The 24721-nt window shown below is 45.9% G+C and carries 21 protein-coding genes; 20 read left to right on the plus strand and 1 reads right to left on the minus strand.

The features are described from left to right. Positions 1 to 55: 55 nt before the first annotated feature. The 19 genes from FS818_RS05010 to infC all read left to right on the plus strand — a co-directional run bounded on the left by FS818_RS05010 (position 56) and on the right by infC (position 20783). On the plus strand, positions 56 to 952 hold the full coding sequence (locus FS818_RS05010) for an AraC family transcriptional regulator (protein ID WP_145330161.1): 897 nt from the start codon (positions 56 to 58) through the stop codon (positions 950 to 952). 69 nt (positions 953 to 1021) lie between these two features. Further along, positions 1022 to 1477 (plus strand): RidA family protein, encoded by a 456-nt coding sequence (locus FS818_RS05015; protein ID WP_145330163.1) that lies wholly within the window; start codon positions 1022 to 1024, stop codon positions 1475 to 1477. A gap of 5 nt (positions 1478 to 1482) precedes the next feature. Beyond that, on the plus strand, positions 1483 to 2073 hold the full coding sequence (locus FS818_RS05020) for a GNAT family N-acetyltransferase (protein WP_186375409.1): 591 nt from the start codon (positions 1483 to 1485) through the stop codon (positions 2071 to 2073). Positions 2074 to 2106: 33 nt separating this feature from the next. Beyond that, positions 2107 to 2940 (plus strand): phosphotransferase family protein, encoded by an 834-nt coding sequence (locus FS818_RS05025; RefSeq protein WP_145330165.1) that lies wholly within the window; start codon positions 2107 to 2109, stop codon positions 2938 to 2940. A 22-nt stretch (positions 2941 to 2962) separates the two neighbouring features. Continuing rightward, positions 2963 to 5122 carry a class I SAM-dependent methyltransferase gene (locus FS818_RS05030; RefSeq protein WP_145330167.1) on the plus strand — a complete coding sequence of 720 codons (2160 nt, stop codon included), beginning with the start codon at positions 2963 to 2965 and terminating at the stop codon, positions 5120 to 5122. After that, positions 5119 to 5697 (plus strand): histidine phosphatase family protein, encoded by a 579-nt coding sequence (locus FS818_RS05035; protein ID WP_145330169.1) that lies wholly within the window; start codon positions 5119 to 5121, stop codon positions 5695 to 5697. The genes FS818_RS05030 and FS818_RS05035 overlap by 4 nt, the downstream gene beginning before the upstream one ends. Before the next feature lie 5 nt (positions 5698 to 5702). Further along, a complete protein-coding gene (locus FS818_RS05040; RefSeq protein ID WP_186375410.1) occupies positions 5703 to 6389 on the plus strand; it encodes a 3'-5' exonuclease in 687 nt (228 codons plus the stop codon). After that, a complete protein-coding gene (locus FS818_RS05045) occupies positions 6386 to 6745 on the plus strand; it encodes a hypothetical protein (RefSeq protein ID WP_145330173.1) in 360 nt (119 codons plus the stop codon). Before FS818_RS05040 ends, FS818_RS05045 begins: the two co-directional genes overlap by 4 nt. A 415-nt stretch (positions 6746 to 7160) precedes the next feature. Beyond that, a complete protein-coding gene (locus FS818_RS05050; RefSeq protein WP_145330175.1) occupies positions 7161 to 8360 on the plus strand; it encodes a hypothetical protein in 1200 nt (399 codons plus the stop codon). A gap of 105 nt (positions 8361 to 8465) precedes the next feature. After that, positions 8466 to 8633, plus strand: a complete 168-nt coding sequence (locus FS818_RS28695) for a hypothetical protein (protein WP_186331590.1) — start codon at positions 8466 to 8468, stop codon at positions 8631 to 8633. Between the two features lie 215 nt (positions 8634 to 8848). Next, on the plus strand, positions 8849 to 9835 hold the full coding sequence (locus FS818_RS05055; protein WP_186375411.1) for an ABC transporter substrate-binding protein: 987 nt from the start codon (positions 8849 to 8851) through the stop codon (positions 9833 to 9835). Between the two features lie 244 nt (positions 9836 to 10079). Next, positions 10080 to 11612, plus strand: coding sequence for an AraC family transcriptional regulator (locus FS818_RS05060; protein WP_186375412.1), 1533 nt, complete (start codon positions 10080 to 10082; stop codon positions 11610 to 11612). Between the two features lie 232 nt (positions 11613 to 11844). Beyond that, a complete protein-coding gene (locus FS818_RS05065; protein ID WP_145330178.1) occupies positions 11845 to 14004 on the plus strand; it encodes a putative PEP-binding protein in 2160 nt (719 codons plus the stop codon). A 444-nt stretch (positions 14005 to 14448) separates the two neighbouring features. After that, entirely contained in the window at positions 14449 to 16323 is a 1875-nt protein-coding gene (locus FS818_RS05070) for an LTA synthase family protein (protein WP_260989784.1), read from the plus strand. A 297-nt stretch (positions 16324 to 16620) separates the two neighbouring features. After that, complete coding sequence (locus tag FS818_RS05075; RefSeq protein ID WP_145330182.1) at positions 16621 to 17628, plus strand: LLM class flavin-dependent oxidoreductase; 1008 nt, start codon at positions 16621 to 16623, stop codon at positions 17626 to 17628. A gap of 141 nt (positions 17629 to 17769) precedes the next feature. Next, positions 17770 to 18516: a metallophosphoesterase family protein gene (locus FS818_RS05080; protein WP_145330184.1), complete on the plus strand. Its 747-nt coding sequence runs from the start codon at positions 17770 to 17772 to the stop codon at positions 18514 to 18516. Positions 18517 to 18633: 117 nt separating this feature from the next. Then, positions 18634 to 18957, plus strand: coding sequence for a (2Fe-2S) ferredoxin domain-containing protein (locus FS818_RS05085; protein WP_145330185.1), 324 nt, complete (start codon positions 18634 to 18636; stop codon positions 18955 to 18957). Between the two features lie 210 nt (positions 18958 to 19167). Then, on the plus strand, positions 19168 to 20100 hold the full coding sequence (locus tag FS818_RS05090) for a manganese-dependent inorganic pyrophosphatase (protein ID WP_145330187.1): 933 nt from the start codon (positions 19168 to 19170) through the stop codon (positions 20098 to 20100). A gap of 191 nt (positions 20101 to 20291) precedes the next feature. After that, positions 20292 to 20783 (plus strand): translation initiation factor IF-3, encoded by a 492-nt coding sequence (gene infC / locus FS818_RS05095; protein ID WP_145332762.1) that lies wholly within the window; start codon positions 20292 to 20294, stop codon positions 20781 to 20783. Between the two features lie 117 nt (positions 20784 to 20900). Here the strand turns inward: infC and FS818_RS05100 are convergent, their stop codons facing one another. Beyond that, positions 20901 to 21725, minus strand: coding sequence for a protein-glutamine gamma-glutamyltransferase (locus FS818_RS05100; protein WP_145330189.1), 825 nt, complete (start codon positions 21723 to 21725; stop codon positions 20901 to 20903). Positions 21726 to 21928: 203 nt separating this feature from the next. On the opposite strand from FS818_RS05100, the gene FS818_RS05105 reads away from it, so the two are divergent. Continuing rightward, entirely contained in the window at positions 21929 to 24682 is a 2754-nt protein-coding gene (locus FS818_RS05105) for a PAS domain-containing hybrid sensor histidine kinase/response regulator (RefSeq protein WP_145330191.1), read from the plus strand. The last annotated feature ends 39 nt before the right edge of the window (positions 24683 to 24721 follow it).

Raw genomic sequence — 24721 nt, forward strand, 5'->3', positions numbered from 1 at the left:
AACCGCTTTCAAATGCCGCATATTTTGCTATAATTGTGAAAAAGGAGAGAGTGATATGACCGAAGCCATTCGTGCAGATTATCATGATGCAACGGATTTATTACATATGCAATACGATCGCCGGATCGGATACTACTCTATGCCCAATGATCATTTTCATGACCATTATGAGTTGTATTATTTGCTTTCTGGCGAGCGCATTTATTTTATCAAAGATCGTTCGTATCTGGTCAAAGCAGGGGACTTGGTATTTGTAGACCGCAGTACGGTGCACAAAACACTGGAAAGTGGAATGCCGGACCACGAACGAATTGTGCTGTATCTGCAACCGGAACTGTTTGCCGCCATGGCGGTCACGAGTGAACTCACAGAAGGGTTAACGGGGCCCTTTCGCTGGGACATACCGATTGTGAGATTCCCCGCTCAGGTCGCCAAGGTGACGGAGGAGATCGTGGCAGAAATGGTCCGAGAAATGCGTAATCCCGACGAGGGAAGCGGAATGTTGCTGCGTCACCGTACGCTGGAGCTGTTGCTACACACGTACCGTCACCGTCATCTAACACGTATACAGCCGGATGATCAGGACCCTGTCCTTCACCCCAAGATTCAGGTCGTTGTCCGTTATTTAAATGAGAATTACCAGAATCCGGTTACGCTGCCGGAGGTCGCAGACAAGTTTAGGATTAGTCCGCATTATCTAAGCCGGCTGTTCAAACAAACGACGGGTTTTACGTTTAGCGATTATCTGAATTTACTGCGGCTGAAAGAGGCTCAGCGCCTATTACGTGAGAGTGAAGAGTCGGTTACCGATATTGCCCTGCTGGCGGGATTCGGGAATTTTTCGCACTTTGGGAAGATGTTCAAGCGCGCGGTTCAGATGTCGCCAAGAACATACAGGCAGGAGTACAATGGACGGGATGGAATTAAAAAGACACAATCAACAATTAACTAGGATTTAGTTATTTTGAGGTACGAAAGAATTCAGCGAATGCATGACTAATAATTGAGAAGGAGCCTGACGATGAACGTAATCGAAGCCAGACTACAGGAATTAGGAATCACGCTCCCGCAATCCAGTTCTCCTGCGGGGAAATATGCGAATGCTGTAATTGTAAATGGGATGATGTATGTATCAGGAAAAGGCCCGGCTACAGATGAGCGCGGCAAGCTTGGCGTGGAATTTACGACACAACAGGGATATGACTTCGCCCGGAATGCAGGACTGGAGGTACTTGCGGTTGTTCGGGAGGTGCTAGGCTCGCTTGATCGGGTTAAAAGGGTAGTTAAAGTGCAAGGATTCATCAACGCTTCTGCTTCCTATCAGGAACATCATAAGGTGCTGAACGGGTTCTCGGATCTGATGATCGACGTTTTCGGAGAAAAACAGGGAATGCACGCCCGGTCCGTCCTCGGAGCTATTTCTGTCAGAGATCAGCTACCGCTGATTATTGATTCGATCTTTCAGGTGGAGGAATAGATTTTATGACAAATTATGGTTCGATTGATCCCATGATGCTTGACTTTCCGGAGAGCTTTGATACGGAACGTCTTACGATCCGCTCACCGCAGTGGGGGGATGGCGCAGATGTTAATGAAGCGATTCGGGAAAGTGTGGAGGAGCTAAGGCCGTGGTTACCTTTTGCGGAGAACATTCCCTCATTAGGGGAGTCAGAAGTAACAGTCCGAAAAGCCAGACTACGATTTTTGGAACGCAGCGACCTGATGTTACATTTACGCGATAAAGCTACGGATGAGTTTGTGGGCAGCAGCGGTCTGCACCGGATGGACTGGAATGCTCGCTCTTTCGAGATTGGTTACTGGGTGCGGACCTCCCGGTCGGGCGAAGGTTTGGTTACAGAGGCTGTGCGGGGGATCGAAAAGTTTGCCATAGTACATCTGCAGGCCAATCGGCTTGAGATTCGTTGTGATGCCCGAAATGTACGCAGTGCAAGTGTAGCTAAACGGCTCGGTTACACACAGGAAGGAATACTGCGCAGGATAAAACAAGATCGCACAGGTGCATGGGTAGATACGATCATTTTTTCCAAAGTAAGAGGGATCGAGTTCGATTAAAAAAGAATCTCACATACTCAGGGGGATAAGCAGATGAAGCTGATTGGGCAAGGAAGAACGGCGGAAATCTACCATTATGCAGATGATCTTATTTTGAAATTATACCGGACAGGATTCTCAGGAGAAGCGGTACAGAATGAATATCGCATCAGTCAGCGGGTGTATGAAAAGGGACTGCCCGTTCCTCGTGCTGTAAAACAAATACATTATGCTACACGTACGGGTATTGTATTTGAGCGGTTTGAGGGAGCAACGTTGTTATCGCTGATGATGCAGCAACCGGAATTGCTGGAACATCTATCCTATATCATGGCAACAACTCATTATAAACTGCACACGGTACAGGATGAGGGCAACATATTACCTTCTCAGAAAAAGATTCTGGAGCACGCCATGCTACGCGTATCGGGCTTCTCTGATCTTGAGCGCGCACGGCTGATTCACTACTTGTCCGCATTGCCAGAGCAACGGGTGATTTGCCATGGTGACTATCATCCTGATAATGTAATGCTGGGTAAGGAGGGAGAACAACATTGTGTCATCGATTGGATGACGGGCATGGCGGGTGATCCTGCGGGTGATGTGGCCAGGACGTGGGTAATATTAAAGAGCGGCAAGCTGCCAGACGATGCGGAACCTGCGATTCGGGAAGGATTCGAGCGGGCTCGAAGTTTGATATTAGAGCAGTACATCACGCATTACGTTGCTCTTTCCGGGATCACTCTTGAGCAGATTGATGCCTGGATGTTACCTGTCGCTGCGGCACGTTTGGACGAAAGCCTGCCTTGCTCGGAAGAGGAGTATCTCCTTCAGTTTGTGCGGAACAGACTGCGCTTGCTGGATGAAACGGTTCATACAACATCATGAAAATAAAGAGGGTGGAGAATCCATGCTGCACGCGCTGGAAGTGATTCAACGTTATAAATCAGGAAAGACCCAACAACAACATTTGCAACAAGAGCAACAAGAGCCGCAATGGCTGCAATGGTTAGTCGCGGCGGAGAAGCCGCGAATTAATCTGGAGCGGATTCACTCCATTGCCGAACTTCAGCAGACGAATGCGGTATTGGATTACACCGAGCGCACACTTCGCATGCTGGATGAAATGCAGCTTTCGTTCTGGATTCGGGAGTTGCTCGAAGAGGTGCTGGCCTGGTCAGAAACGGCAAAAGGGGGTTCACTGGAACAGCGCAGAACGTGGCAACAGCAGGGGATTAACCTGTTCGTACATAATATTGGCTCTGCTCAGCTGTACCATCTTTATACTAGTGATCAAGAAAATGGACTGGAATCGGCAGCCTCGCCGAGACAGGAGATCATTCGTATTTTAATATCAACGCATGGACTGATTGGGCAATACATACGGGGGGAAATCCCGTACGCCGAGAATATACCGTTGCGTGCTTTGATTACCGAAGGCTGGGTTACCAGCGGTGAACTTCGTATCATGTTAATGGCTCTGAATCAATGTATTATTGGAGCGGTTGATTCGGGTCTTTGGGAGCAGGTTCAGGATGAAGTAGCGCAGATTGTGGACTGGATCGTGTCACGAACGGAGCATACAGACTGGAGCGTGAAGGAGCGTTTATCTCGCCTGAGAAGTCATTCCATCCGGCAAGGTGAGGCGATGGATGAAACGTATGCGAAGCTGAAACAACAGTTTCCTGTGGAGCAACAACTGTCTGCTCTTGCATCGCGTACATTGTGGTATGTGGAGTCGGCCATGCGGGATTTTTCGCTGGAAGAGATGGTCAAGGTGTTTTTACTTGCACTTCATAGCGAAGAGCGGGAGAAGGAAATAGAGGGGCATTCAAAGGACTCTTCATTGACCTCTATACGTCACATCAGCTTCGAACCGTTAATGAACACGATGTATTACGACTATAAGGGTGTCAAAAAGCTGAATATTTACAAGAAACGTATGATTGAAAAATATCTGGAACAGTATTCATGGGAACAGATGACCGCTGGCGAGCAGTTGCCTTATCCGCATCTGGGGCATCGGATTGAACGTTATCCCGATCTGCCCGATACGTTATTTGTAACCTTTGAATTCTCGCCTGCGGCCGAAAAATTGATTGCTTTTTGCATTGAAGCAGAGAAATCTCCGTTGTACGAACAGGCTGTACTGCTTTTATTTGATCTGTTTGGCCTGCGACGGGATGCGTATGATCGGTTCCACAACGAGGAGACGTACCTTTCGGATATGAATAGCTCGGGAGACTACAAAAAAGTGCTCCTTGACTATATGGTGGGCAAACGTGTACTTGATATCGGCCCGGGTGGCGGTGTGTTGCTGGATTTGATTGAGCAGGAGAAACCCGAGGTTGAAGCGATTGGCATCGATATTTCGGCCAACGTGATCGAAGCGCTGGAGCGCAAGAAGCAACGGGAGTCTCATCGCTGGCATGTGATGAAAGGCGATGCTCTGCAACTGGATCAGTATGTGGCGCCGGGAACAGTGGATACGGTTATCTTTTCCTCTATCCTGCATGAGTTGTATTCCTATATTGAGCGTGATGGACGCAGATTTAATACGGATACGGTGGCGGCTGCGTTGCAAAGTGCTTTTCAGGTGCTCTCGCCGGGCGGAAGAATCCTTATTCGGGATGGTATTATGAGTGAGCCGGAGTCACAGAAACGACGAATTCGATTCATGGAGCCGGATGGGTTAGGCTGGCTGGAACGTTATGCAGCTGACTTTAAAGGGCGCGGGATCAGTTACGAGCGTTTATCCGATGATGAGGTGATTATGCCGATTAATGATGCCATGGAGTTTCTGTACACGTATACCTGGGGGGAGGAAGCCTATGTGCATGAAGTTCAGGAGCAGTTCGGCGTATTTACACCGCAAGCCTATGAGATATGCATACGGGACACGTTAGGGGAGCAAGCGGATATCATCCTGCTACGTCATTTCCTGCAAGAAGGGTATACCGAAGCCTTGGCAGATCGGATTATTTTTATGGATGAGAAGGGTAAACCTGTATCCTTGCCTGACAGCACCTGTCTGATTGTGATTGAGAAGAAGGGCATGGTAGGTGAATGAGCGCAGAAGCTTATACAAGCTTGTATTTTGTACGACATGCAGAATCCAGGTTCATCGAAGGTCAGGAGCGCGAGCGTGGACTGACGGAACAGGGGAATTTGGATGCGAAAAAGGTCGCTCAGCTTCTGCATAAAGAGGACGTGGAGGTATTTTACTCCAGTCCTTTTCTCAGGGCTGTACATACCATTCAGCGTCTGGCGGATTTGTGCGGGAAGTCTGTATTCATTGAGGAAGATTTACGTGAGCGTACGCTGTCGGGCACCCACGTAAAACATGATGATTTTTATGAAGCCAAGCGGCAGTTATATGATGATATTGCGTTTGCTTTTCCAGGTGGAGAGTCTGGCATTCAGGCCCAGAAGAGAGCCGTTAACACGATTGAACAAATGTTAGGAGAACATAGGGGGAAAAAGGTCGTAATCGGTACGCATGGTGATATCATGACCCTTATTTTTCAGCATTATAATCCGAGTTATGGTTTCGAGTTCTGGAAGAGCACAACGATGCCGGATATTTACAGGATGGATTTGGATCAAGCTGACAAGATGCTTCAGATTACACGAATGTGGGAGTGAAGGATGTGAAAATTACGTTTTTGCCGGGTACATATACGGTGGACAAATTAGATGTGACACCGTTACAGGATAGAACATACTGCATATTTGATCTGGAAGGAACAGGAATTGATACCACTGTGGAGAGTGTCACTCAGTTTGGTGCAGTACGCTACAAAAGGAGCGAGGGAGCTAGTGAATCCAGTTTCTCTTCTCTGGTTCGGGCATCCAAACCGATTCCGGAAGCGGTGGAAAAACTCACGGGTATTACGAATCAAGCGATATCACAGGCTCCGCTTTTTAATGAGGTTTATGGACGATTCTGCAGCTTTATCGGAGATCAGGTCCTCGTGACTCATGCGGGATATGAATATGATCTGCCTATGCTGGAGCGTCATTGTGAAGAATTAGGGCTAAAGATGTTTACCAACAAGGTGCTGGATACCAAGGCGATGTTTACGTATATTCATCCCGAGGTAACGGACGTAGTTTCAACCGATTTTCTTATCGCATATTACAAGCTGGATACAGAAGGCATTCACAGACATGATGCGCTGGCGGATTGTGGCATTATTGCCCGTATCTTCGAATGTGTACTCGAAGAATATGAGGAACGGGGATTAGATCATTTTATAGCCGATTCCAGTAAACAAATGAAACGTTTTGTTATACCTGAGATGTATTTGAAGAAGGAGAATGGAGTGACGGAATGAGCAGAAGCGATGTGAACACATTGTTGCAAGATTTGAAGGAAGGACGCTTGCTGGACGAACGGAATTTCGAAGGACTGGATGTAGAAGCCTATCTGGATGAGCGTGACGAAGCCCCATTTGCAGATGCGTGGATGCAGGCTTATGAACGCTATGCCGGTGACTCGGTCGTAGCCGAAGATGAAGTGTTGCGGCAGATCAGGGAGACGGCATTTAAACGAACACTATCTTTAACAGGTGAACCGGAGTTAGCGGGTTATGTCAGCGATGATTTTGGATTGATCGGTTGTTACTTGCTGCAAGGTAGTGGACAGGATGCATTTGTGGAACGGTTGTATGAGGGATACGTTAAAGCGTAGGGAGATAAAGTACTTTTTTAGAGCGGCTATAATCGTATTATCCCCTTTTTGTAGACAAGAGAAAAAAGACATCTGTTAAGATGGACTTAATCTTGCCAAACAAAGGGGATTTTTTCATGGCTAAAAAAGGACAAATTAGACTTGGAACTGGAGGTAGCTTGGCTGGTTGTCAACGAGGAACACATGAGTATACGTGAACAGGAAAAGAGTTTTAACATTCTGGGTTGCCAAAATTGTGACAAGGTTCAGAACAGGAACATTGGTATTCTGGAGGAAAATGACGAGTTGACAACCTATTTTATCTAAGATAATGTGGGAGGTGTTAAATTTATCCTGTTGGAAAGGAAGATGGTAATATAAGAAATTTAGAGGATTTCATTGCTTGGAAGAAACATACATACTAGGAGGAACTTAATTGCAATACCTTAGGAAGGGTTTACTCAAAAGAACTTTTATTATTTTTAACGTGTTTATTCTAATGTTTGTTGTAGCGGTAGAAGTAAAAGTAGAGGCTGCAAGTACAGATTTTGCTGTCGGTGAACTGGAAGCGGGTGTTATCATGCAATGGGGTGGAACAGCACTCCTTGCAGCATCGGGAAATGCAACTAGTATTGACCCGGTTATTATGGAGCAATTTCATCATTTTGGACGACAGGCCTGGCAAGATGCGGATGCACAAACAAGATCCGCTATTACGTCTTCAATCAAGGGTTTGGATGATCTTTGGGGGACAAACAGAAAGTACAGTCTTCAATGGTCTTCTGATGCGCAAATCTATCTCGTGAAAAAATTTAATGAATATTTTGGCGCGGGAGTTTTGATCAATGCTTCGACCAATAAAGTAGAAAAAGTCGCTACGATTAATTCGGTTATTACGAATTCATATGTTGACGCATCTAAACAAACGGTAGGATTCGGTGAACTGGGATTTATGAAGACCTCGTACGGTAAAGATATTTATCTTATGGAGGTAAGGATAGATGGGGTTGGAGCTATAACTGGTGTACGTTTCAATGAAGATTACTTTTTACCTAAGGATAGCCCTTTAAAAAATGAAAAGTACCCTAATGCATTGGCTGCATATCGTGCAGTAGTCAAGGAGTTAGGGATAAAACCAACTTTAAGAAGTATTGAGCCAACGTTTCTAGTGCAATACCCTAGTGCTCGTTTTAATCCCTTGTCGTTCCCTGAAACTTTTCCAACACGGTTAACGATCCCTGCGTTAAAGGGGATTGTAAATAGCCGCGGAGAAATAACTACTCTTGAGAAACCGAACATCGGTCGGGTTGGAAACAGCCTTACCGGAGAAATTGCGATCAGTTATCCTACCTTTATTGGAGATACGGGTACGTTTACTTCATCAGACGCTGTCACAGTTGCGCCTCCCGAAGAACCGGGCGGTGGAGGAAATGGTAACGGAGATGGGGGGACAACGGATTCCCCAACATACTCACCTTTAGATCTAATTGTTTACAAAGCAATGTTGCAATTTATACAGAACTATCGAGTTAACCATTCAAACAACCTGGACCAATTACTTGAATACATGAAATTAAATGACTATGGAAAGCCGTCAAATAAAGATGCTTGGAACACCTGGTTGGAGAGTTTTTAAAATTGAGCCTATGCCTTGCTAGTCTGTCTGACTAGTGAGGCTTTTTCTTGCTACTGATTCCAAATAAACTAGTAACCTATTTTTTACTGTAAGAGGTGCACTAACATGATCCAACCCTTACTCGAAGATATTGTCATTACAGGAAACCCAGTATCCATGGCAAATTACAGTTCACAGGAACAGAAGATATTGGAAATGATTTTTATCTGTCAGGTACCGCTTGCATCGGAACTGATGATGGTGATGGAGCGGATTGTTTTGGCTTTGAAATGATCACCAGAAAGTTTCGTAGATTCCTAGCAGGGATTATTTTTTATCAAGAATGCTTCGTTTGTATAAAAAAGAGGTCTCAAATGTGTATTGTGAGTTTGGGTCAACATCATGTACAATTCACCTACAGAGTTATGTGAGAATGATTATCATTATAGATTAAAGTACTCTGTTCTCATGATGACATCTACAGATTTAGAAATAGGGGGAAATGCATGATGGCAAGACGGAGCAAAGGAATTCAAGGGTGGTTGATGTTGTTATTGCTCACTGCAATGGTGATATCGGGTTGTAGCGCAAATAAGGAAACATCAGCGCAACAGGGAGATGCCAAGAAGAGCAACAGTGTGGAAACGGAAGCTTCGAACGCCGCGACACGTGTCGTAAAGGATGAATTTGGAGAAGTAACGATCCCGGTTCATCCACAGCGTATTGCAGGTATCTATGTCGAGGACTATCTCAAGGCGCTGGATATTACACCTGTTGTGCAATGGTATCATCCCACTTGGGGAGTACAGGATTATTTGAAGTTGGATGCGCCAAAGTTTGATACGACAGGCAGCATCGAGGCACTTTTGCAATATAACCCGGATCTGATTATTGTGGACGGTGGGGTAGATGCAACACAATACGAACAATATAGCAAGGTAGCCCCAACCTACCGTCTGCCGGAGAGTGTTCTTCAGGACTCCAATCAGGTCTTGACGACAATTGCCGATATTGTAGGGCAGCCGGAAAAAGGGGTAGCATTTGAAGAACAATTCAAACAAAAAATTGCAGATGCGAAAGCAAAATTACAACAAACCATCGGAAATGAGACGGTTGCGGTTGTGAGGTTAAACGTAGCAGACAAAGGATTGGCGTTATTCGGGGTCAAAAATCGGTATACCGGATTTGTTTACTCTGATCTTGGACTTACTCCACATCCACTTGCCCGAGATATGAAAGAGTATCAAGAAATTCTGTCCGAAGAAGCGATTCCGAGTCTGGATGCCGATCACATTATCGTATTTCCTTCGAACGGAACCTGGGATTCCCCAGAAAATCAGGAGGCTATCCGTATGTTGGACGGAAAACTGTGGCAGTCGCTTCCTGCAGTTAAAAATAAACATGTCTACTTGATGGAAAGGTCTCACTGGCAGTCGGGAGCAGTCATTGCAAATTCCATGAAGATTGATGATTTGTTGGAAAAGATGACGCCATAACTTGTGAGTTGAATAGAGAAAGTTCTTCAGCGTGGGTTGAAGAGCTTTCTTTTTTCGTTTACACTGACTCTAATTGATAACAATTCTCATATAAGGAAGATGGATCACAATGTACGCTTCAATACAGCACATCATTACCAAGCCATGGCTCTGCTCTTTACAACGCATACAATACATAGATTATACATTGGAAACAAGCTCAACATATTCAGTTAAGCAAGCGGAAGCTCATTCTTTCATTGTTGTGGTGCAAGGAAGGGGCATCTTAACGTGTTCTGAGGTTCAAACGAAGCTGGAACCGGGTTCCATATGTTTGGTGCGTGAAGATGTTTCCTTCTCTGTAACAGCTGATGTTGGAGAAGGAGAGGCGTTGACATTTTATACATTGGATATGAATCCGATGTTTGAAGACAGCTGTTCGGGCAAGATAATGCCGATCCAAAACAATCTGGAGAAGCAGGCTATTAACCGTGAAATAAGTTTGGCTACTGACAACATAATATCCGTCATTAATTTTACATATACCCCTTGGAGTGCCTGTGTGGAGTGTATAGAACAGTTATATCGCCAGCATCATGCTACGGTTGTGCATGACATGTGGGATGTGCAAATCCAGTTCCAACAGTGGTTCCGAGATGTCGTTCGTCAAAATGATCCAGAGCTTCAGCTGAATCATGATCGGACCCCACTCCAGCAATCCGTTCAATACATTGAATCACATTATAATCAGAAACTCACCGTGGACGAGCTAGCTTCCCGAGCCGGTCTATCCAGAACAAGTTATACGCGGTATTTCAAGAGATTGACAGGCCAGCTTCCTCTTGATTATGTGAACCGTGTTCGACTGGAGCGATCCAAAAAGCTGTTACAGATAACGGATGATCGTTTGCATGATATTGCGAGTCATGTGGGATTTAACAATGAGTACTATTTTAGTCGCCGCTTCAAGCAATACGCGGGAGTCGCACCAGGAGTGTACCGTCGTCATCACCGCCAGGAGGTTCGTGTGTTTGCTCCTTATTTGGAGGATTTCCTGCTGGCGCTCGGAGTAAAGCCGATATTGCAAGGTTCGCACAGGTCTTGGGGCAAACAACGTTATTTACAGCTGGATGATGTGCCCGAATTTGACGTCAGTCAGCGGGATGCCGAATTTCAGGCGGAGCATGTACCGGAGTTTATTATGCTGGACATGGGATACAAAACATGGAACCTGGATCGATTTGAACAGGTGGCACCCGTTTATTATGTTCATCAAGAGGGTGAAGATTGGCGTGCCATTTTGAAATCGGCGGCAGACGTGCTTGGTAGAAACAATAGAGTCCAGGACGTTATTGAGTCGTATGAAGATAAAGCCATGGAGGCCAAAAGACATCTGCAAGGACGTATGCGCAAAGAATCGGTTGCTTTTCTCCGTATTTCGGCTTCTGGAATTACACTTTACGGTGATCAATGTGGTTATGTAGGCCCAGTCATCTATCGGGATCTCGGTCTCAACCCTCATGAATATGTGACACAGTGGACACGACATGAGCGTAGAGTCGACATTGGATTAGAACAATTAAGTCAGCTTGGTGCCGATCATCTACTGATTACCTTTGATACTCGTGATTCTTTAAGTTTCGGAGAGGAACGGCAACTGCTGGATAGAACGGAATGGACGCAACTTCCAGCCGTAAAGAGTGGTCATGTTTATGAGGTAGACTTTTTGACGTGGATGAACTACGGTGTAATCTCTCATGGGAAGAAAATCGACGATATCTTGCGGTTTATAGGGTAGTATTGGTTAGGCAAAAAAACAAACAAAGGCTCCTTCAGCTTATGCTGAGGGAGTTTTTGCTTGGTACGGAATCAAATTTAACAAAACAACAGAATAACGTTCACAAAATGCTGAACCTGTAGTCTTTGAAGACGCTACTGCAACATAACATTAGAGTGAAGGCAGCACAGTTCAAGATTTAAGACCGCTGCTATTTTAATCACAGCCATGGACGGCAGATGGGAGAGTTGCAATGACTAAACGGGTAATTTCTTTGGAAGAAAGTGGGGTAGAGTTGAAAGGGCTACCATACAGTATGGGAGCTGCTCTCGCAGAACGGATGCAAGAAGGTTGGTCTGTCCCAGCGGGAATGGTCGTTACGACGGATGGCTGCCGCTCATATTGTACCCGTCTTGGTCAACTTTCGGATGAAATCATGGAAGAGCTGGTTAGTGCCATCCGACAGCTGGAGCAGCAAACAGGTACATCTTTTGGTGGTCCGAATCATCCTCTCCTGTTTGATGTGCGATCCGATGAGACTGTTTCTTTTTCGGCATTAGAAAAATACGCTATATCATACGTGGGTCTGAATGATGAAACCGTTGAAGGTCTCGCTCACCAGACAGGCAATCGTTTTTATGCGCTTCAATGTTATCTGGCCGTACTTCAGCAATACGGGCACTTAGTTCATGGTATTCCCTATAAGATGACTTTTGCGAAGCCTGCAGCTTCAGAGCCTTATTTTTCAGGAGAGACGGAGCTTGAATCATGGATTGAAGAATGGAAGGACTTGATTCAGGCGGTCAGCGGAAGTCCTTTTCCACAGGATGTATTTACTCAACTTCAAACAGCTGTTCGAGCGGTGTTCTGTTCTGCTGACAAGATGAATCATGGAGCTGATCCCCTTGAGGATCAAACAAAGGAAGAAGCAACAAAAGGAGCAGCAAAAGGAACAACAAACGGGTCCGCTGTACTTATACAGGCCATGGTACAAGGTAATGATGTCGATTATAAAGGCTCAGGGAAAGTCTGCACCCGTAATCCGGCAACGGGGGAACAAGGCATGATAGGAGATTATCTTCCGTCAAGAAGCAAGTCTGGAATGGTGCATGCGCTCTCTTACTTAAAAAGAAATAATTCAAAGCGCTATACAGAGCTTGAGATGATCTGTACGGAGCTAGAGAGACGCACGGGAACAGTGCTGGAACTCACCTACGTGGTGAAGACGGACTCGGTATGCATACAGCATGTGCAACCTGCGAGATTAAGTTCATTGGCTACGATCAGAAACGCAGTCCATTTCGTACATGAGGGGCTGGTTTCAAAAGAGGAAGCACTCCTCCGAATGAGATCAGAGGATATAGCAGCAGGTATGCAACAGGAGCTGCCCGAACTGAAAATTTTGCTGGAATGGGCTGATGACATAAAAGAGTTATCCATTCTCTCCAAGGTGGAACATATATCAGAGGTTTGGCATGCGCGAGCATGGGATGCTGAGGGGATCGGGTTATGTACAACCGAGACCATGCTGTTGTCTCCGTCCAGAAAGCCTTATATGCAGAAGATGCTGTTGGCCGAAACAGAAGCAGATCGCAGGCGTGGGTTGGAACGATTGCTGCCGATGCAGCAGTCTGATATGGAATGTCTTTTTGAAGCGATGGACGGACGACCGGTGAACATTCAATTATTTGATTTTCCGCTACAAGAGTTGTTTCAGGATGAAAAGGTGCTGGAGTCACAAAGTAATGATTCGGCACTGGTTTTATCCCAGATTCATGAAATGCAACTGGAGGCTATTTTCCGGGCAGCGGTCAAGAGTATTCGTAAAGGGCTATGGGTTCGTCCCGAAATCATGATTCCGCATGTGGAGCATGTACAGGAAATTCAAAAAATGAGAGCATTGGTGGATCATGTAGCGGATCAGGTGCTTGGTGAAGAGCGACGCCATTGTGTATATAAGGTAGGGGCTGCAGTTACCTCAGCAAAAGTTGCATGGACAGCAGCACATATCGCACGTTATGCGGACTTTATCTCGTTTGATGCCGATACTCTGACACAATCTATATATGGCAACACTCGTGAGAAAACAGCGGGGCGAGAACTGGTTGAGGGAGAGACTTCCCAGATAGAATGTAACTCTTCTCATACCTTTAGTATAGAAGGGGTAGGCCGTTTAGTAGAAATGGCAGCTGCACAAGGGCGAATTCGCAAACCACATCTGAAAACATCCATAACCGGTGAACATATACTGGATACGGCGTGCATTTCGTTTATTCATGACATCAAGTTAGTGGCTGTATGTTGCAAACCGGAGCAGATTCCATGGGCTCGAATTGCAGCAGCGCAGGCAGTCATACGAGCATCACATAACAATCAAAGCATGAAGAACGAGGATATATCAACGATCGCCTGAATCAATCCTTGTCCTTCATTAAAACACATCTGAGCCAGTGTGGACGTCTTTATAAGTAGAACGATTCATTTACACAAGAACGGAGAAGACAGAAAAAACCTGTAAAAGCGAAGCTAAAAGCTTTCTGAAAGAAAGCTACGTCGGAAGCATAGGCTTCGCATTTATCACAAGATTTTCCCCTTGAAAAGAGGGATCAGAAAAATCTGGGGATAACAGCGATTGAAAGGTTATTCTGTCTTCGGAGTGCCTGTGGAAATCATTTTAGTTCTACTTATATAGCATAACCTCAATGGAACAGACACACGAAAACTGTTATACTGAAATATGCGTTTTGTAAAATGAACGTAAAATTTCAGATAAGGGTTGAAAATGACCATGTTTACATCCACAAATAAAAGCAGGCAGTCAACATCGCGGGCCTTATTTGCCCTTTTGTTTATTTTAATGCTGCTGAAGTTATCGCTTCTGCGTTATTTCTTTTTCAATGGCTTGTCTGGCGTGGGGCTGTTCACGGATGCTCTCGCTGCGCTTACCATTGTATGTGTACTGGATCTGATTGTGCCGCTGAGCTGGAAGCGAACGGTATACGGGGCGTTTAACGTTTTGTTCTCCTTGATTTTGTTCGCAGCCACGCTATATAATGCACATTTCAGTTCAGTTCCTACGTACACCGCGCTAAGTGAGCTGGGGCAGGTTGCGCAGGTTAGAGGAAGTATCGGGCCGCTGGTCCGGCCGCAACACTTTATGTTTTTTGCCGATATTATTCTGGCTATACCGGTCTGGTTGATTAAACGCAGACGTAGCAAAGGAGCGTATCGTAGCAGTTACCAGGAGAGCACCCTCACATTTGGCAGAAGTCGCAGACGCTACTGGGGCAAACTGGGCGTCGCACTTACAGCGGCGTTCTGCATTATTTTGTCTGGCAGCTTTATCGTCAAGGGGGAAACGATTGATAACGAGCTGGTACGAGCTGAAAATCTCGGTTTTCTGAACTATCAGGTGTCCTCGGCAATTCTGACGAGCAAGGAAAATGAAGCCATTGCGAGTGGCAATATTAACGAAACGATTGCCAAGATTAATGCATTGGTGAGCCAATATCCCTACCAGAACAAAACGGATAACGGTGCAGCGGTGAAGGCCAAATATTTTGGTCAAGCAAAAGGCAGTAACTTGATTGTGCTTCAATTGGAATCCTTTCAAAATTTTCCGATTAACGCTTCGTTAAATGGTCAAGAATTAACGCCAGTCTTAAATAATCTTGCGAAAGAAAGCTATTATTTCTCTCATTTCTTCCAACAGATCGGCCAAGGAAATACGTCGGATGCGGAGTTTATGTCGAATACGTCCATTTATCCTACAGGAGTCGTACCGATGTCAGCCGGGTATAGTGACCGAGACCTTCCAAGCCTGCCCAAACTGCTGGCGAAAGAAGGATATGAGTCCGAGACATACCACGTTAATGACGTAACCTTTTGGAACCGCAACAAGATGTACCCTGCTCTGGGTTTCACAAGATACTTCGATAAACCGAGCTTCACGAATGATAAATTTAACGATTTTGGGCCATCGGACGAAGAATTGTATCGGGTCGGTGTGGAAAAAATGACTGCGCATCAGGCTGCGAAACAGCCGTTCTATGCTCAGTTTATCACGGCGTCAAGCCATTCGCCGTTTACTGTGCCAGCCGATCGCGCACGAATTGAAATTCCGGCGACGATTACAAACAAGCTGCTGCATGATTACCTGCAAGCGATCAATTATACAGACTACGCGGTAGGTCAACTGATTGACGAATTGAAAGCCAACGGTTTATGGGATAATACAACGCTTGTGCTCTATGGAGATCACTTCGGACTACCGGAGGAACCAGAGATTACACAGCAGATTCAGGAAAACTTGAATATCCCATACGATGGAAAAGTAAGCCGATTCAATATTCCGCTGATGATTCATACGCCGAAACAAACGAAAGGGCAAGTGATTGAGCAGCCGGGTGGTCAACTGGATATTCTGCCTACCGTCATGAATCTGATGGGCGTATCGCTTGCGCAGGAGAAGTTCACAGCTTTTGGGCATGACTTGCTCAATATGGATCACAATGCATTCGGTATTCGTTATTACTTGCCAACAGGTTCATTTGTGAATAATGACATCATGTTCATTCCTGGTGCGGGCTTTGACGATGGAACGGCATATTCGCTCAAAACCTACGAACCCGTGACAAATCTGGAACCGTACCGTTCCGATTACGAGCATGTGCTCAGCCTGATGAAGCTGTCTGATGAATACGTGAAGCTGTTGCCTAAACGAGCACCTTAATTCAAATGAGTTGAGTAATGGAGTGGCATACAAGCAGGATAAATAAGTAAACTAGACAATTAAGGTAGATTAAGTAAAGTAGATTAAAAAGGGTAGGTCGAGATAATGCTCCTGTAACGCAGCCAGCTAAAAACTGGTTGCGTTTTTTATTTTCTTTTCGAAACGTAAGGGGGAAGAATGAAGAGTAAAGTAATGTAAAGTTTGAAACTGTAATTTTTAATGTTACAATGGACAAGTAAGCAAAAAGGGAAAAGCACCTTTATTCCATCACTTCACAGACGAGAGGAATGAATATATATGAAATTGAGTGTATTGGAGCATGGACACATTAGCGAGGGTCGCCATGTACATGATGCTTTGCAGGAGGCTGTAACGTTAGCGCAGCATGCCGAACAACTGGGTTATTCCCGATTTTGGATGTCTGAGCATCACGGAGGCGGTGCGCTGTCCTTTTCAAGTCCGGAAATCATGATTGGCCATGTGGCTGCCCATACGGAGCGGATTCGAGTAGGATCAGGAGGCGTTATGCTGCCGCATTACAGCGCGTATAAAGTGGCGGAAAACTTCCGTTTGCTTGAAGCATTGCACCCTGGACGTATTGACCTCGGCATTGGGCGTGCGCCAGGAGGTATGCCTATTGCCAGCAGGGCATTGAACGAGGGCAAATCATCCAATGTACAGTTTTTCCCGCAGCAAATTGCGGATCTTGGTGGGTACTTCTACGAGCAGTTGCCTGAAGATCATCGTTTTGCTTCACTCGTAGCGGGGCCTTCCGTTCCAACGGTACCCGAAGTATGGCTCTTGGGGTCCAGCTCGGAAGGAGCAAGGATCGCCGCGGCCCAAGGGACTGCTTATGCATTTGCCCAGTTCTTTGGAACACCAGGTGGTGAGGAAGCGATGAAACACTATCGTCGCCACTTCAAACCGTCCATTCTAGGCGACAAACCCCACTCCATGATTGCGGTCTCCGCTTTCTGTGCAGATACAGAAGAAGAAGCCGCTGAACTGGCTCGCAGCAATGAGTTATTTTTCCTGCGACTTGGACGCGGATTGGAACAGAAGTCCTTTCCTTCTCTTGAAACAGTGAGTAACTACCCATATACAGCGATGGAATTGGAACAGATTCGTCAGCGCCGCTCATTCTCCATCATTGGCACGCCGGATCAGGTGAAGGACAAAATTATTGCAATGGCTGAACGTCACGAAGCCGATGAAGTAATTATCGCCTCTGCCATCCATTCGTTCGAAGCACGTCTGCGTTCTTTCCGTCTGATTGCAGAAGCTTTCGATCTGAATCAGAATTAAAGCAGGATTATAGCCATAGGATCGGGAATATAAGTCTGGATAGGATTGGAACCTTGTTTGACTTGGCTGTAGTTGTGTTGCAGCTGGCAGACAGGGTTCCGGTTTGCATTTTGGGCTCAACCGGAAAGAGAGGAGATTCACTTGCGCAGATGTGTCATCAGTGACATTCACGGTTGTTATGATGAATTCAATGCACTGCTGGAGCAGGTTCATTACGACCCGTCGCAGGATGAGTTGATTTTGCTGGGGGATTATGTAGATCGAGGCCCTAAAAGCAAACAGGTCATTGAGCAGATCATGAAGCTAAGACAAGAGAACCAGATCGTTATTCTCAAAGGGAATCATGATGCCATGATGGTGAAGGCTCTGACCCATGATATAGAGGAGTACGATTTACACTGGATCCGCAATGGCGGATTACAGACGCTGGCGAGTTATCTACCCGTTCCGTATGATAGTGATCAGATGGACTGGCAGGCGTATGCTCAGGACAAACAATGGATGCGCTCTCATTATGGGCATCATCTGCATTTTCTGGACGAACTTCCGTTGTCGTATGAAATTCCGGGATATATTTTCGTACACGCGGGGATTAACCCGGATGTACCCGACTGGAGAAACCAGTCCGAACGGGATTTTATCTGGATTCGCGAACCTTTTTATAGCAAACCTACAGCACTTCAGGACATTGTTGTGTTTGGACATACGCCTGTGCAATATTTGCAGGATGAGCCTGGAATCTGGATGGACCCGCGCGGAGACAAGATCGGTATAGACGGTGGATGTGCTTATGGCGCACAATTGAATTTGCTGGAGATTAACGAGGCAGGTCGTTTGCAGACGTTCTATGTGAAAAAAGGATTGAAGACGTTCGATCCTGAGCTGTAGTTTATCATTATCGTTGCACAAACCTGGATAGATGTGCTAATTTATAGAGTTGTAATGTTATACTATGCAATCATAAGAAGATACATATCCTATTGATGTGAGAGGAATGAAGCGAGTTTGGCTATCTATAATCTGGATCAACTGCAACACCATATTTTATTCTGTAACGGCGGAACATGTATGCGTAATGAGGGGGAAGAAGTCACTCAGGCGGTGCGGGACGAAATTGCGAAACAGCAGGCCGGAGGATTCATTCATACAACACGTACCAAATGTAATGGCCGCTGCGATGATGGATGTGTAACGATTGTGTATCCGCAAGGGGACTGGTACGGTAAAATGACCCCGGAATCAGGCCGGGAGCTCGTACAAGCGCTGTGTAAAGGTGACAAGCTGGACGGACATCTGATTACAAATGTAGCGAATGCACCTGCAAATTAGAACAGACGTGGATACCTGTTGATAATAATAAGCTAATAGCGTCCTCTTGGTTCCCGGTGTTTGCCACTACCGAAGCTGGTTTTTGCATGAGCTGCAATTAATTCGCTGTAAAGGGATTGGAATTAAGACGTATAAGCGCTATAATCAGTAAGGTATGATTCAAAACAAGGATAAGTTTAACTTAAACTCGAATTGACGGAGGGCTATGATATGGAAAAAGTACTAATTTTCGGCCACAAAAACCCGGATACAGACACGATCTGCTCAGCAATCGCGTATGCAGACCTGAAAAGCAAATTGGGACAGGAAGTTGAAGCGGTGCGCCTGGGCGAAGTGAACGGCGAAACGCAGTATGCTCTGGATCAATTCAAGGTTGCTGCACCACGTTTGATCAAAACGGCAGCGAACGAAGTTAACAAAGTTATTCTGGTGGATCACAACGAACGTCAGCAAAGCGTAAGCGATATCGAAGACGTAACCGTTGTAGAAGTGATCGACCACCACCGTATTGCCAATTTTGAGACAAGCCAGCCATTGTATTTCCGTGCTGAGCCTGTAGGCTGTACCGCAACGATTTTGAACAAAATGTACAAAGAGAACGGCGTTGAAATCAGCGCGCCGATTGCGGGTCTGATGCTGTCCGCCATTATCTCGGATTCCTTGTTGTTCAAATCTCCAACATGCACCGAGCAAGATGTTGCAGCAGCACGTGAGCTGGCTGCCATTGCCGGTGTGGATGCAGATAGCTACGGTCTGGACATGCTGAAAGCTGGAGCGGACTTGAGTCAGAAAACAATCGCTGAGCTAATCTCTCTGGATGCGAAAGAATTCGCTATGGGTACAGCGAAAGTGGAAATCGCACAAGTGAATGCGGTGGACGTTAATGATGTGCTTGTAAAACAGCCTGAGCTTGAGGCAGCGATTGAAGCGATCATCTCCAGCAAAGGACTTGACCTGTTCTTGTTTGTCGTGACGGATATCTTGAACAATGACTCCGTTGGACTGGCTTATGGTGCATCCACTCAAGCGGTTGAAAAAGCATACAACGTAACGCTGACAGACCACAAAGCATTGCTCAAAGGTGTTGTATCTCGCAAATCGCAGATCGTACCTGTGCTGACTGAAGCATTTAACTCGTTGTAATTCGGGGACTCGACAAGATAATGCGAGAAGTCAACGTAAATGACTAGTCGTTAATCTTAACGTAACTGGGTAACGCAGGAAACGGTTATAATTTATAAAGTCTTACAACATGCAATCTATTATTAAGCCTGCTCTGATCTTCAGTGATCAGGACAGGCTTTTCATGTCAAGGAGGAAGATGCATGGCTCAGATCATTAAAAATGAAAAGATCAAAGCGAACGAAGTGCAACTTACCGGTCTGAATGGAGAAGACCTGGGCGTCATGTCAACACGGGAAGCACTGGCACTGGCCAAACAACATAAGGTAGATTTGGTGTGCTTGTCCCTGATGACCAGCCCACCTCCGTGTAAACTGATTGGTGCGGGCGCTGCCCGTGAAGAAGCACAGCAGGCGAAGAAAAAGGCAGGCAAATCTCCGGATAAACGCAAAGTAAAGGAGATTCGGTTGCATCTGCAGATGGAGGACCATGACCGGGATGTGAAGCAGTCCCAAGCAGAGCGTATTTTAAAAAAAGGTGACTCCGTGAAATTGGTCATCCAAGTGCATGGAGCCAAAGAGGGAGAGTCGGGCAAAGCCTGGGCAGAAGAACTGTGCAAAGCGTTGAAGGAACACGGCACTAAAACGACGGGAGTTCAGGTTAGCGGCAAGCAAGTCGTTGTTCAGCTTGATCCAACGAACTGATAACGTATTGCAAGGAGCCCAATATCAAGTCAGCGTCATTGCTGCTTGTGATTGGGCTTTTTGCAATACATAGGTTATCCTATTAATGAACGGCAGCTGATCGTCTGATCAAAACATTCAAGCACGCAAATAGCGGCTGCTACCCACTCGAACATACATTTGTCCAGGTAATACGGGTGTGGTTACGTCCGGGTTGCTGCCGGTAGCATTTTTGGCATAGCGGGATAAATAAAGAAAGTCTGGATATATGACCATATCCATTAAATAGGCCGAGGTCATGCTGCCGGGAAAACGAAAATGATTTAAGGTCCGGATAATTTCCTGACCGCTAGCAATGCCAATACCGTGTCCGTAGTACCAGTTTTCCCGCAACATAATGGTGTTTTCACCTTGCCATTCAGGAGTTTTGGGTGACACATCCGGATTTTTGAAATAAAGCACATCTCCAGGTAGAGCGAGTTCCTTGCCATTCTTTTCTGTCAAACGCAGATCACTGTCGTAATGCCAGTCAAACAGCAACAGATTACGGAATAATGAATTAAATGCATCCTCACGGATGCTTCCAAGTACGCCTCCATAGAGTACAATAACGGTAGCGGTTGCACACTCGAACGCATACAAGCGTCCGTTTCTCCATATATCTCGGATGCCCTCTGCAGGTGTTACATCTGGCCTTAGCTCGAATCCACCCTGTGCATTTCGATTCCAAAAGGCAGGGTTACACCTGGAGTCTTCGAATGAGGCAAAGCTGACACCGCTTCGGTTCAACCCTTCGGCTGCGTCAACAAGGGATTCTCTTAAGTGCCATTCAAAATGGAGATGATCCATGGACTGGTACACATACCTTATAGGGCGGTTTTGCAGCTGCTGTAACCAATACCATTCAAATGCAGACCATTCGGATGGAGACAGTTGAATCGGTTGATTCGCAACAATAATCATGGGGCAGTAACCTCCGTTCTTTCATGACATGGGCTGTGCTGAAAAGCTGAAGATCTTAACGTGTCGATTGTTGTCATATTTTTTTGCTTTTGTTTCGTTTAACTATCGTGGCATTTGGGGTACTACTCTATAAGATATAGTTATGTTCAGGTCGATCTGTTCATACGAATAACATTCACATTCTTAGTAAGGGAGGATATGTAGTGTCGAACTCCATCACACAGAGCCGGTCACTGTTCGAACAATTATACACACACGCGCCAATCGGCATTGCTGTCGCTTCTCATGTTAATGGACTGTGGGTGCAGTTAAATCCAGCTTTTTGCGAGATGCTTGGATCAACGGAGGAAGAACTGTTGCATACTTCCGTTGTACATATGATTTATGAAGAGGACCTCAGGTACGAAGAGTTTCGCCGTAATTTCTGGGAGATGACTAACGGTGAACAGCCCATGTACGAAACAGAGGTGCGCCTGAAACGAAAAAACGGTACGTTGCTGTGGGCAACAATCAGAGCTTGCATAGTCCGGGACGAGGTAAGCGGAGAGCCTTTATATTTACTAGTACAAGCTGCAGACATTACGAAGCAAAAAGAGGCAGAAGAAACACTCCTTGAACAGCGTAAGCAACTGGAAGAAAGCAGTCGTATTTCTCGTATTCTAGCTGAATCGTCCATGGATTTGATTGCCATTCACGAAGCGGATGCCGAGCGCACGTTTAAATATGTATCGGATGCCAGCAGAAGAATGCTGGGTTACGCGCCGGAAGAAATGTGCGGACGCTCTGGAATGTTCTGTATTCATCCGGAAGATATCCCGATGGTGAAGGCATATATCCGCGGTCAGACGGAGGGACTTACCCCTGAGAGAATCAGTTATCGACTGTTGCATAAGGACGGGTCCGTAGTGTGGGGAGATACATTGACCCATTATGTTTGTGACGAGTCGGGTAATCTGCAAGAGATGGTTGCGGTCACACGTGACATTACAGAAAGCAAACAGCAGCAATTGAGTTTGCAGGAGTACAAGTCATTGTTTGATTGTAATCCGCTTGGTGTGGCATCGCTGGATCTGGATGGGAACTTGCTGAAAGCGAACGCAGGGCAGGAGCAATTAACAGGGCATAGCAAAGAAGAACTGTTAAGCCGACCTTTTGATCATTTGATTGATCCGGTCGACTTGGAGAAGACGCGTTATCATTTTGAAGAATCGGTCAAGGGTGTAGCGCAGCGTTATGAGATTGGTCTGATTCATAAGGATGGACAACGAATCGAGACAAGTGTGATCAACGTTCCAATCTTATTAGAGGATAAAGTGGTTGGTGTCTACGGCATTACGAGTGATGTTACAGCAGCCAAACGGTACGTCGAAGAGATTGAAAATCTAAGTTATGAAAGAGCACTGATCTTGAATGGAATGTCCGAAGGTGTGATTGGGCTGGATCTGGATGGAAACGTGAATTTCGCCAATCCTGCAGCGGCGGAGATGATGAATATCTGTCCGAGTGAGATGAACGGTAAACCTTTGGAAAAAATGATGATACAGATGCAGAGCGAAGGCATTCCATATCCGACGAATGGCACACCTATTTTGCAGGCTGTGCGTGAAGGGAGGGCCTTGCCTCGTACCGAATCCGTATTTTGGCGTCAGGACGGTTCCAGTTTTCTCGCAGAGTTCCAACTGAAGCCGATTATGGATCAAGGGAAAACACGCGGTGCTGTGCTGGTCTTCCGCGATATGACTTCGGTAAAAGAAATCATTCGTGCCAAGGAAGCAGCAGAGCATGCCGACCGTGCGAAATCCGAGTTTCTTGCTATTATGAGCCACGAGCTTCGTACACCGCTTAACGGGATTATGGGAATGGCACATCTCTTGATGGAAACAGAGCTGAACGAGGAGCAACAGGGATTTACCGAGATCATGATTGATAGCGGGGAGTCGCTACTCTATATTTTGAATGAAATATTGGATTTCAGTAAAATCGAAGCAGGCAAAATGGATCTGGAACAGGGGCCAGTAGATATTCGGGACATGTTAGGCAATGTAATGGAGCTGTTCTCCATTAAAGCCTCTGAGAAGAATATTGAGCTGTACAGTGAAATATCGGATCACATTCCGGAACGTGTACGTGGAGATGAGACAAGAATCCGTCAAATTCTAATTAATTTAGTAGGTAATGCTGTTAAATTTACCGAAAAAGGAAGCGTCACGATCGTCGCGGAGATGGATTCTTCGCAAGAATACGGTCCAGATCAGTTGATGCTTTCGTTTAAAGTTAAAGATACAGGCATTGGCATTGCATTTGATAAACAGCATCAATTATTTCAATCCTTCTCCCAGTTGGACCCAGCGATTAATCGGAAATTTGGAGGAACGGGGCTGGGACTTGCCATTAGCAAGAAATTAGTTGAGCTGATGGGCGGAGCCATCGGGGTTCAAAGTGAGATCGGGCAGGGGGCGGAATTCCAGTTTACAATTGTGCTGGACAGGTGGAAAGAGGAAATGGTGTCCGAAGAAGGTGATTTTTCTGTCACGGTAGGACTGCCCGAACGTAACCGTCTTGCACAAGGCATTCGGATATTAATCGCTGAGGATCAGGCAGTGAATAGCCATCTTCTGGAGGAGATGCTTCGCAAATTTGGTGGTGTGTGCGATGTCGTCGAAAATGGAGAACAAGCTATACACTTGCTTGCAACTACCCCTTATGATCTGATTTTTATGGATATTCAAATGCCTGTGATGGATGGGATTGAAGCGACCTGTGAGATCAGGAAAATGCATCCTGAAATCCCTGTGATCGCTGCGATAACAGCCTTTGCAGGGGAACGAGACCGGGAAGCGTGCCTGCAATGCGGAATGCAAGACTTCATAAGCAAACCTTTCCACTCGGCAGAAATTATCCGAGTGTTAAACATATGGGTACCTTACATTCATTCTCAGAGGGCGCCCAGAGAATAACAAAGACAAAAACCTGTATCTCCAACGGAGTACAGGTTT

The organism is Paenibacillus xylanexedens (genome assembly GCF_007680605.1).
Classification (GTDB): domain Bacteria; phylum Bacillota; class Bacilli; order Paenibacillales; family Paenibacillaceae; genus Paenibacillus; species Paenibacillus xylanexedens_B.

What these genes read in the sequence shown, in the direction of transcription:
- FS818_RS05010 (WP_145330161.1), top strand. Translation starts at nt 56, where the DNA reads ATGACCGAAGCCATTCGTGCAGATTATCATGATGCAACGGATTTATTA.
- FS818_RS05015 (WP_145330163.1), top strand. Translation starts at nt 1,022, where the DNA reads ATGAACGTAATCGAAGCCAGACTACAGGAATTAGGAATCACGCTCCCG.
- FS818_RS05020 (WP_186375409.1), top strand. Translation starts at nt 1,483, where the DNA reads ATGACAAATTATGGTTCGATTGATCCCATGATGCTTGACTTTCCGGAG.
- FS818_RS05025 (WP_145330165.1), top strand. Translation starts at nt 2,107, where the DNA reads ATGAAGCTGATTGGGCAAGGAAGAACGGCGGAAATCTACCATTATGCA.
- FS818_RS05030 (WP_145330167.1), top strand. Translation starts at nt 2,963, where the DNA reads ATGCTGCACGCGCTGGAAGTGATTCAACGTTATAAATCAGGAAAGACC.
- FS818_RS05035 (WP_145330169.1), top strand. Translation starts at nt 5,119, where the DNA reads ATGAGCGCAGAAGCTTATACAAGCTTGTATTTTGTACGACATGCAGAA.
- FS818_RS05045 (WP_145330173.1), top strand. Translation starts at nt 6,386, where the DNA reads ATGAGCAGAAGCGATGTGAACACATTGTTGCAAGATTTGAAGGAAGGA.
- FS818_RS28695 (WP_186331590.1), top strand. Translation starts at nt 8,466, where the DNA reads ATGATCCAACCCTTACTCGAAGATATTGTCATTACAGGAAACCCAGTA.
- FS818_RS05055 (WP_186375411.1), top strand. Translation starts at nt 8,849, where the DNA reads ATGGCAAGACGGAGCAAAGGAATTCAAGGGTGGTTGATGTTGTTATTG.
- FS818_RS05065 (WP_145330178.1), top strand. Translation starts at nt 11,845, where the DNA reads ATGACTAAACGGGTAATTTCTTTGGAAGAAAGTGGGGTAGAGTTGAAA.
- FS818_RS05070 (WP_260989784.1), top strand. Translation starts at nt 14,449, where the DNA reads ATGCTGCTGAAGTTATCGCTTCTGCGTTATTTCTTTTTCAATGGCTTG.
- FS818_RS05075 (WP_145330182.1), top strand. Translation starts at nt 16,621, where the DNA reads ATGAAATTGAGTGTATTGGAGCATGGACACATTAGCGAGGGTCGCCAT.
- FS818_RS05090 (WP_145330187.1), top strand. Translation starts at nt 19,168, where the DNA reads ATGGAAAAAGTACTAATTTTCGGCCACAAAAACCCGGATACAGACACG.
- FS818_RS05100 (WP_145330189.1), bottom strand. Translation starts at nt 21,725, where the DNA reads ATGATTATTGTTGCGAATCAACCGATTCAACTGTCTCCATCCGAATGG.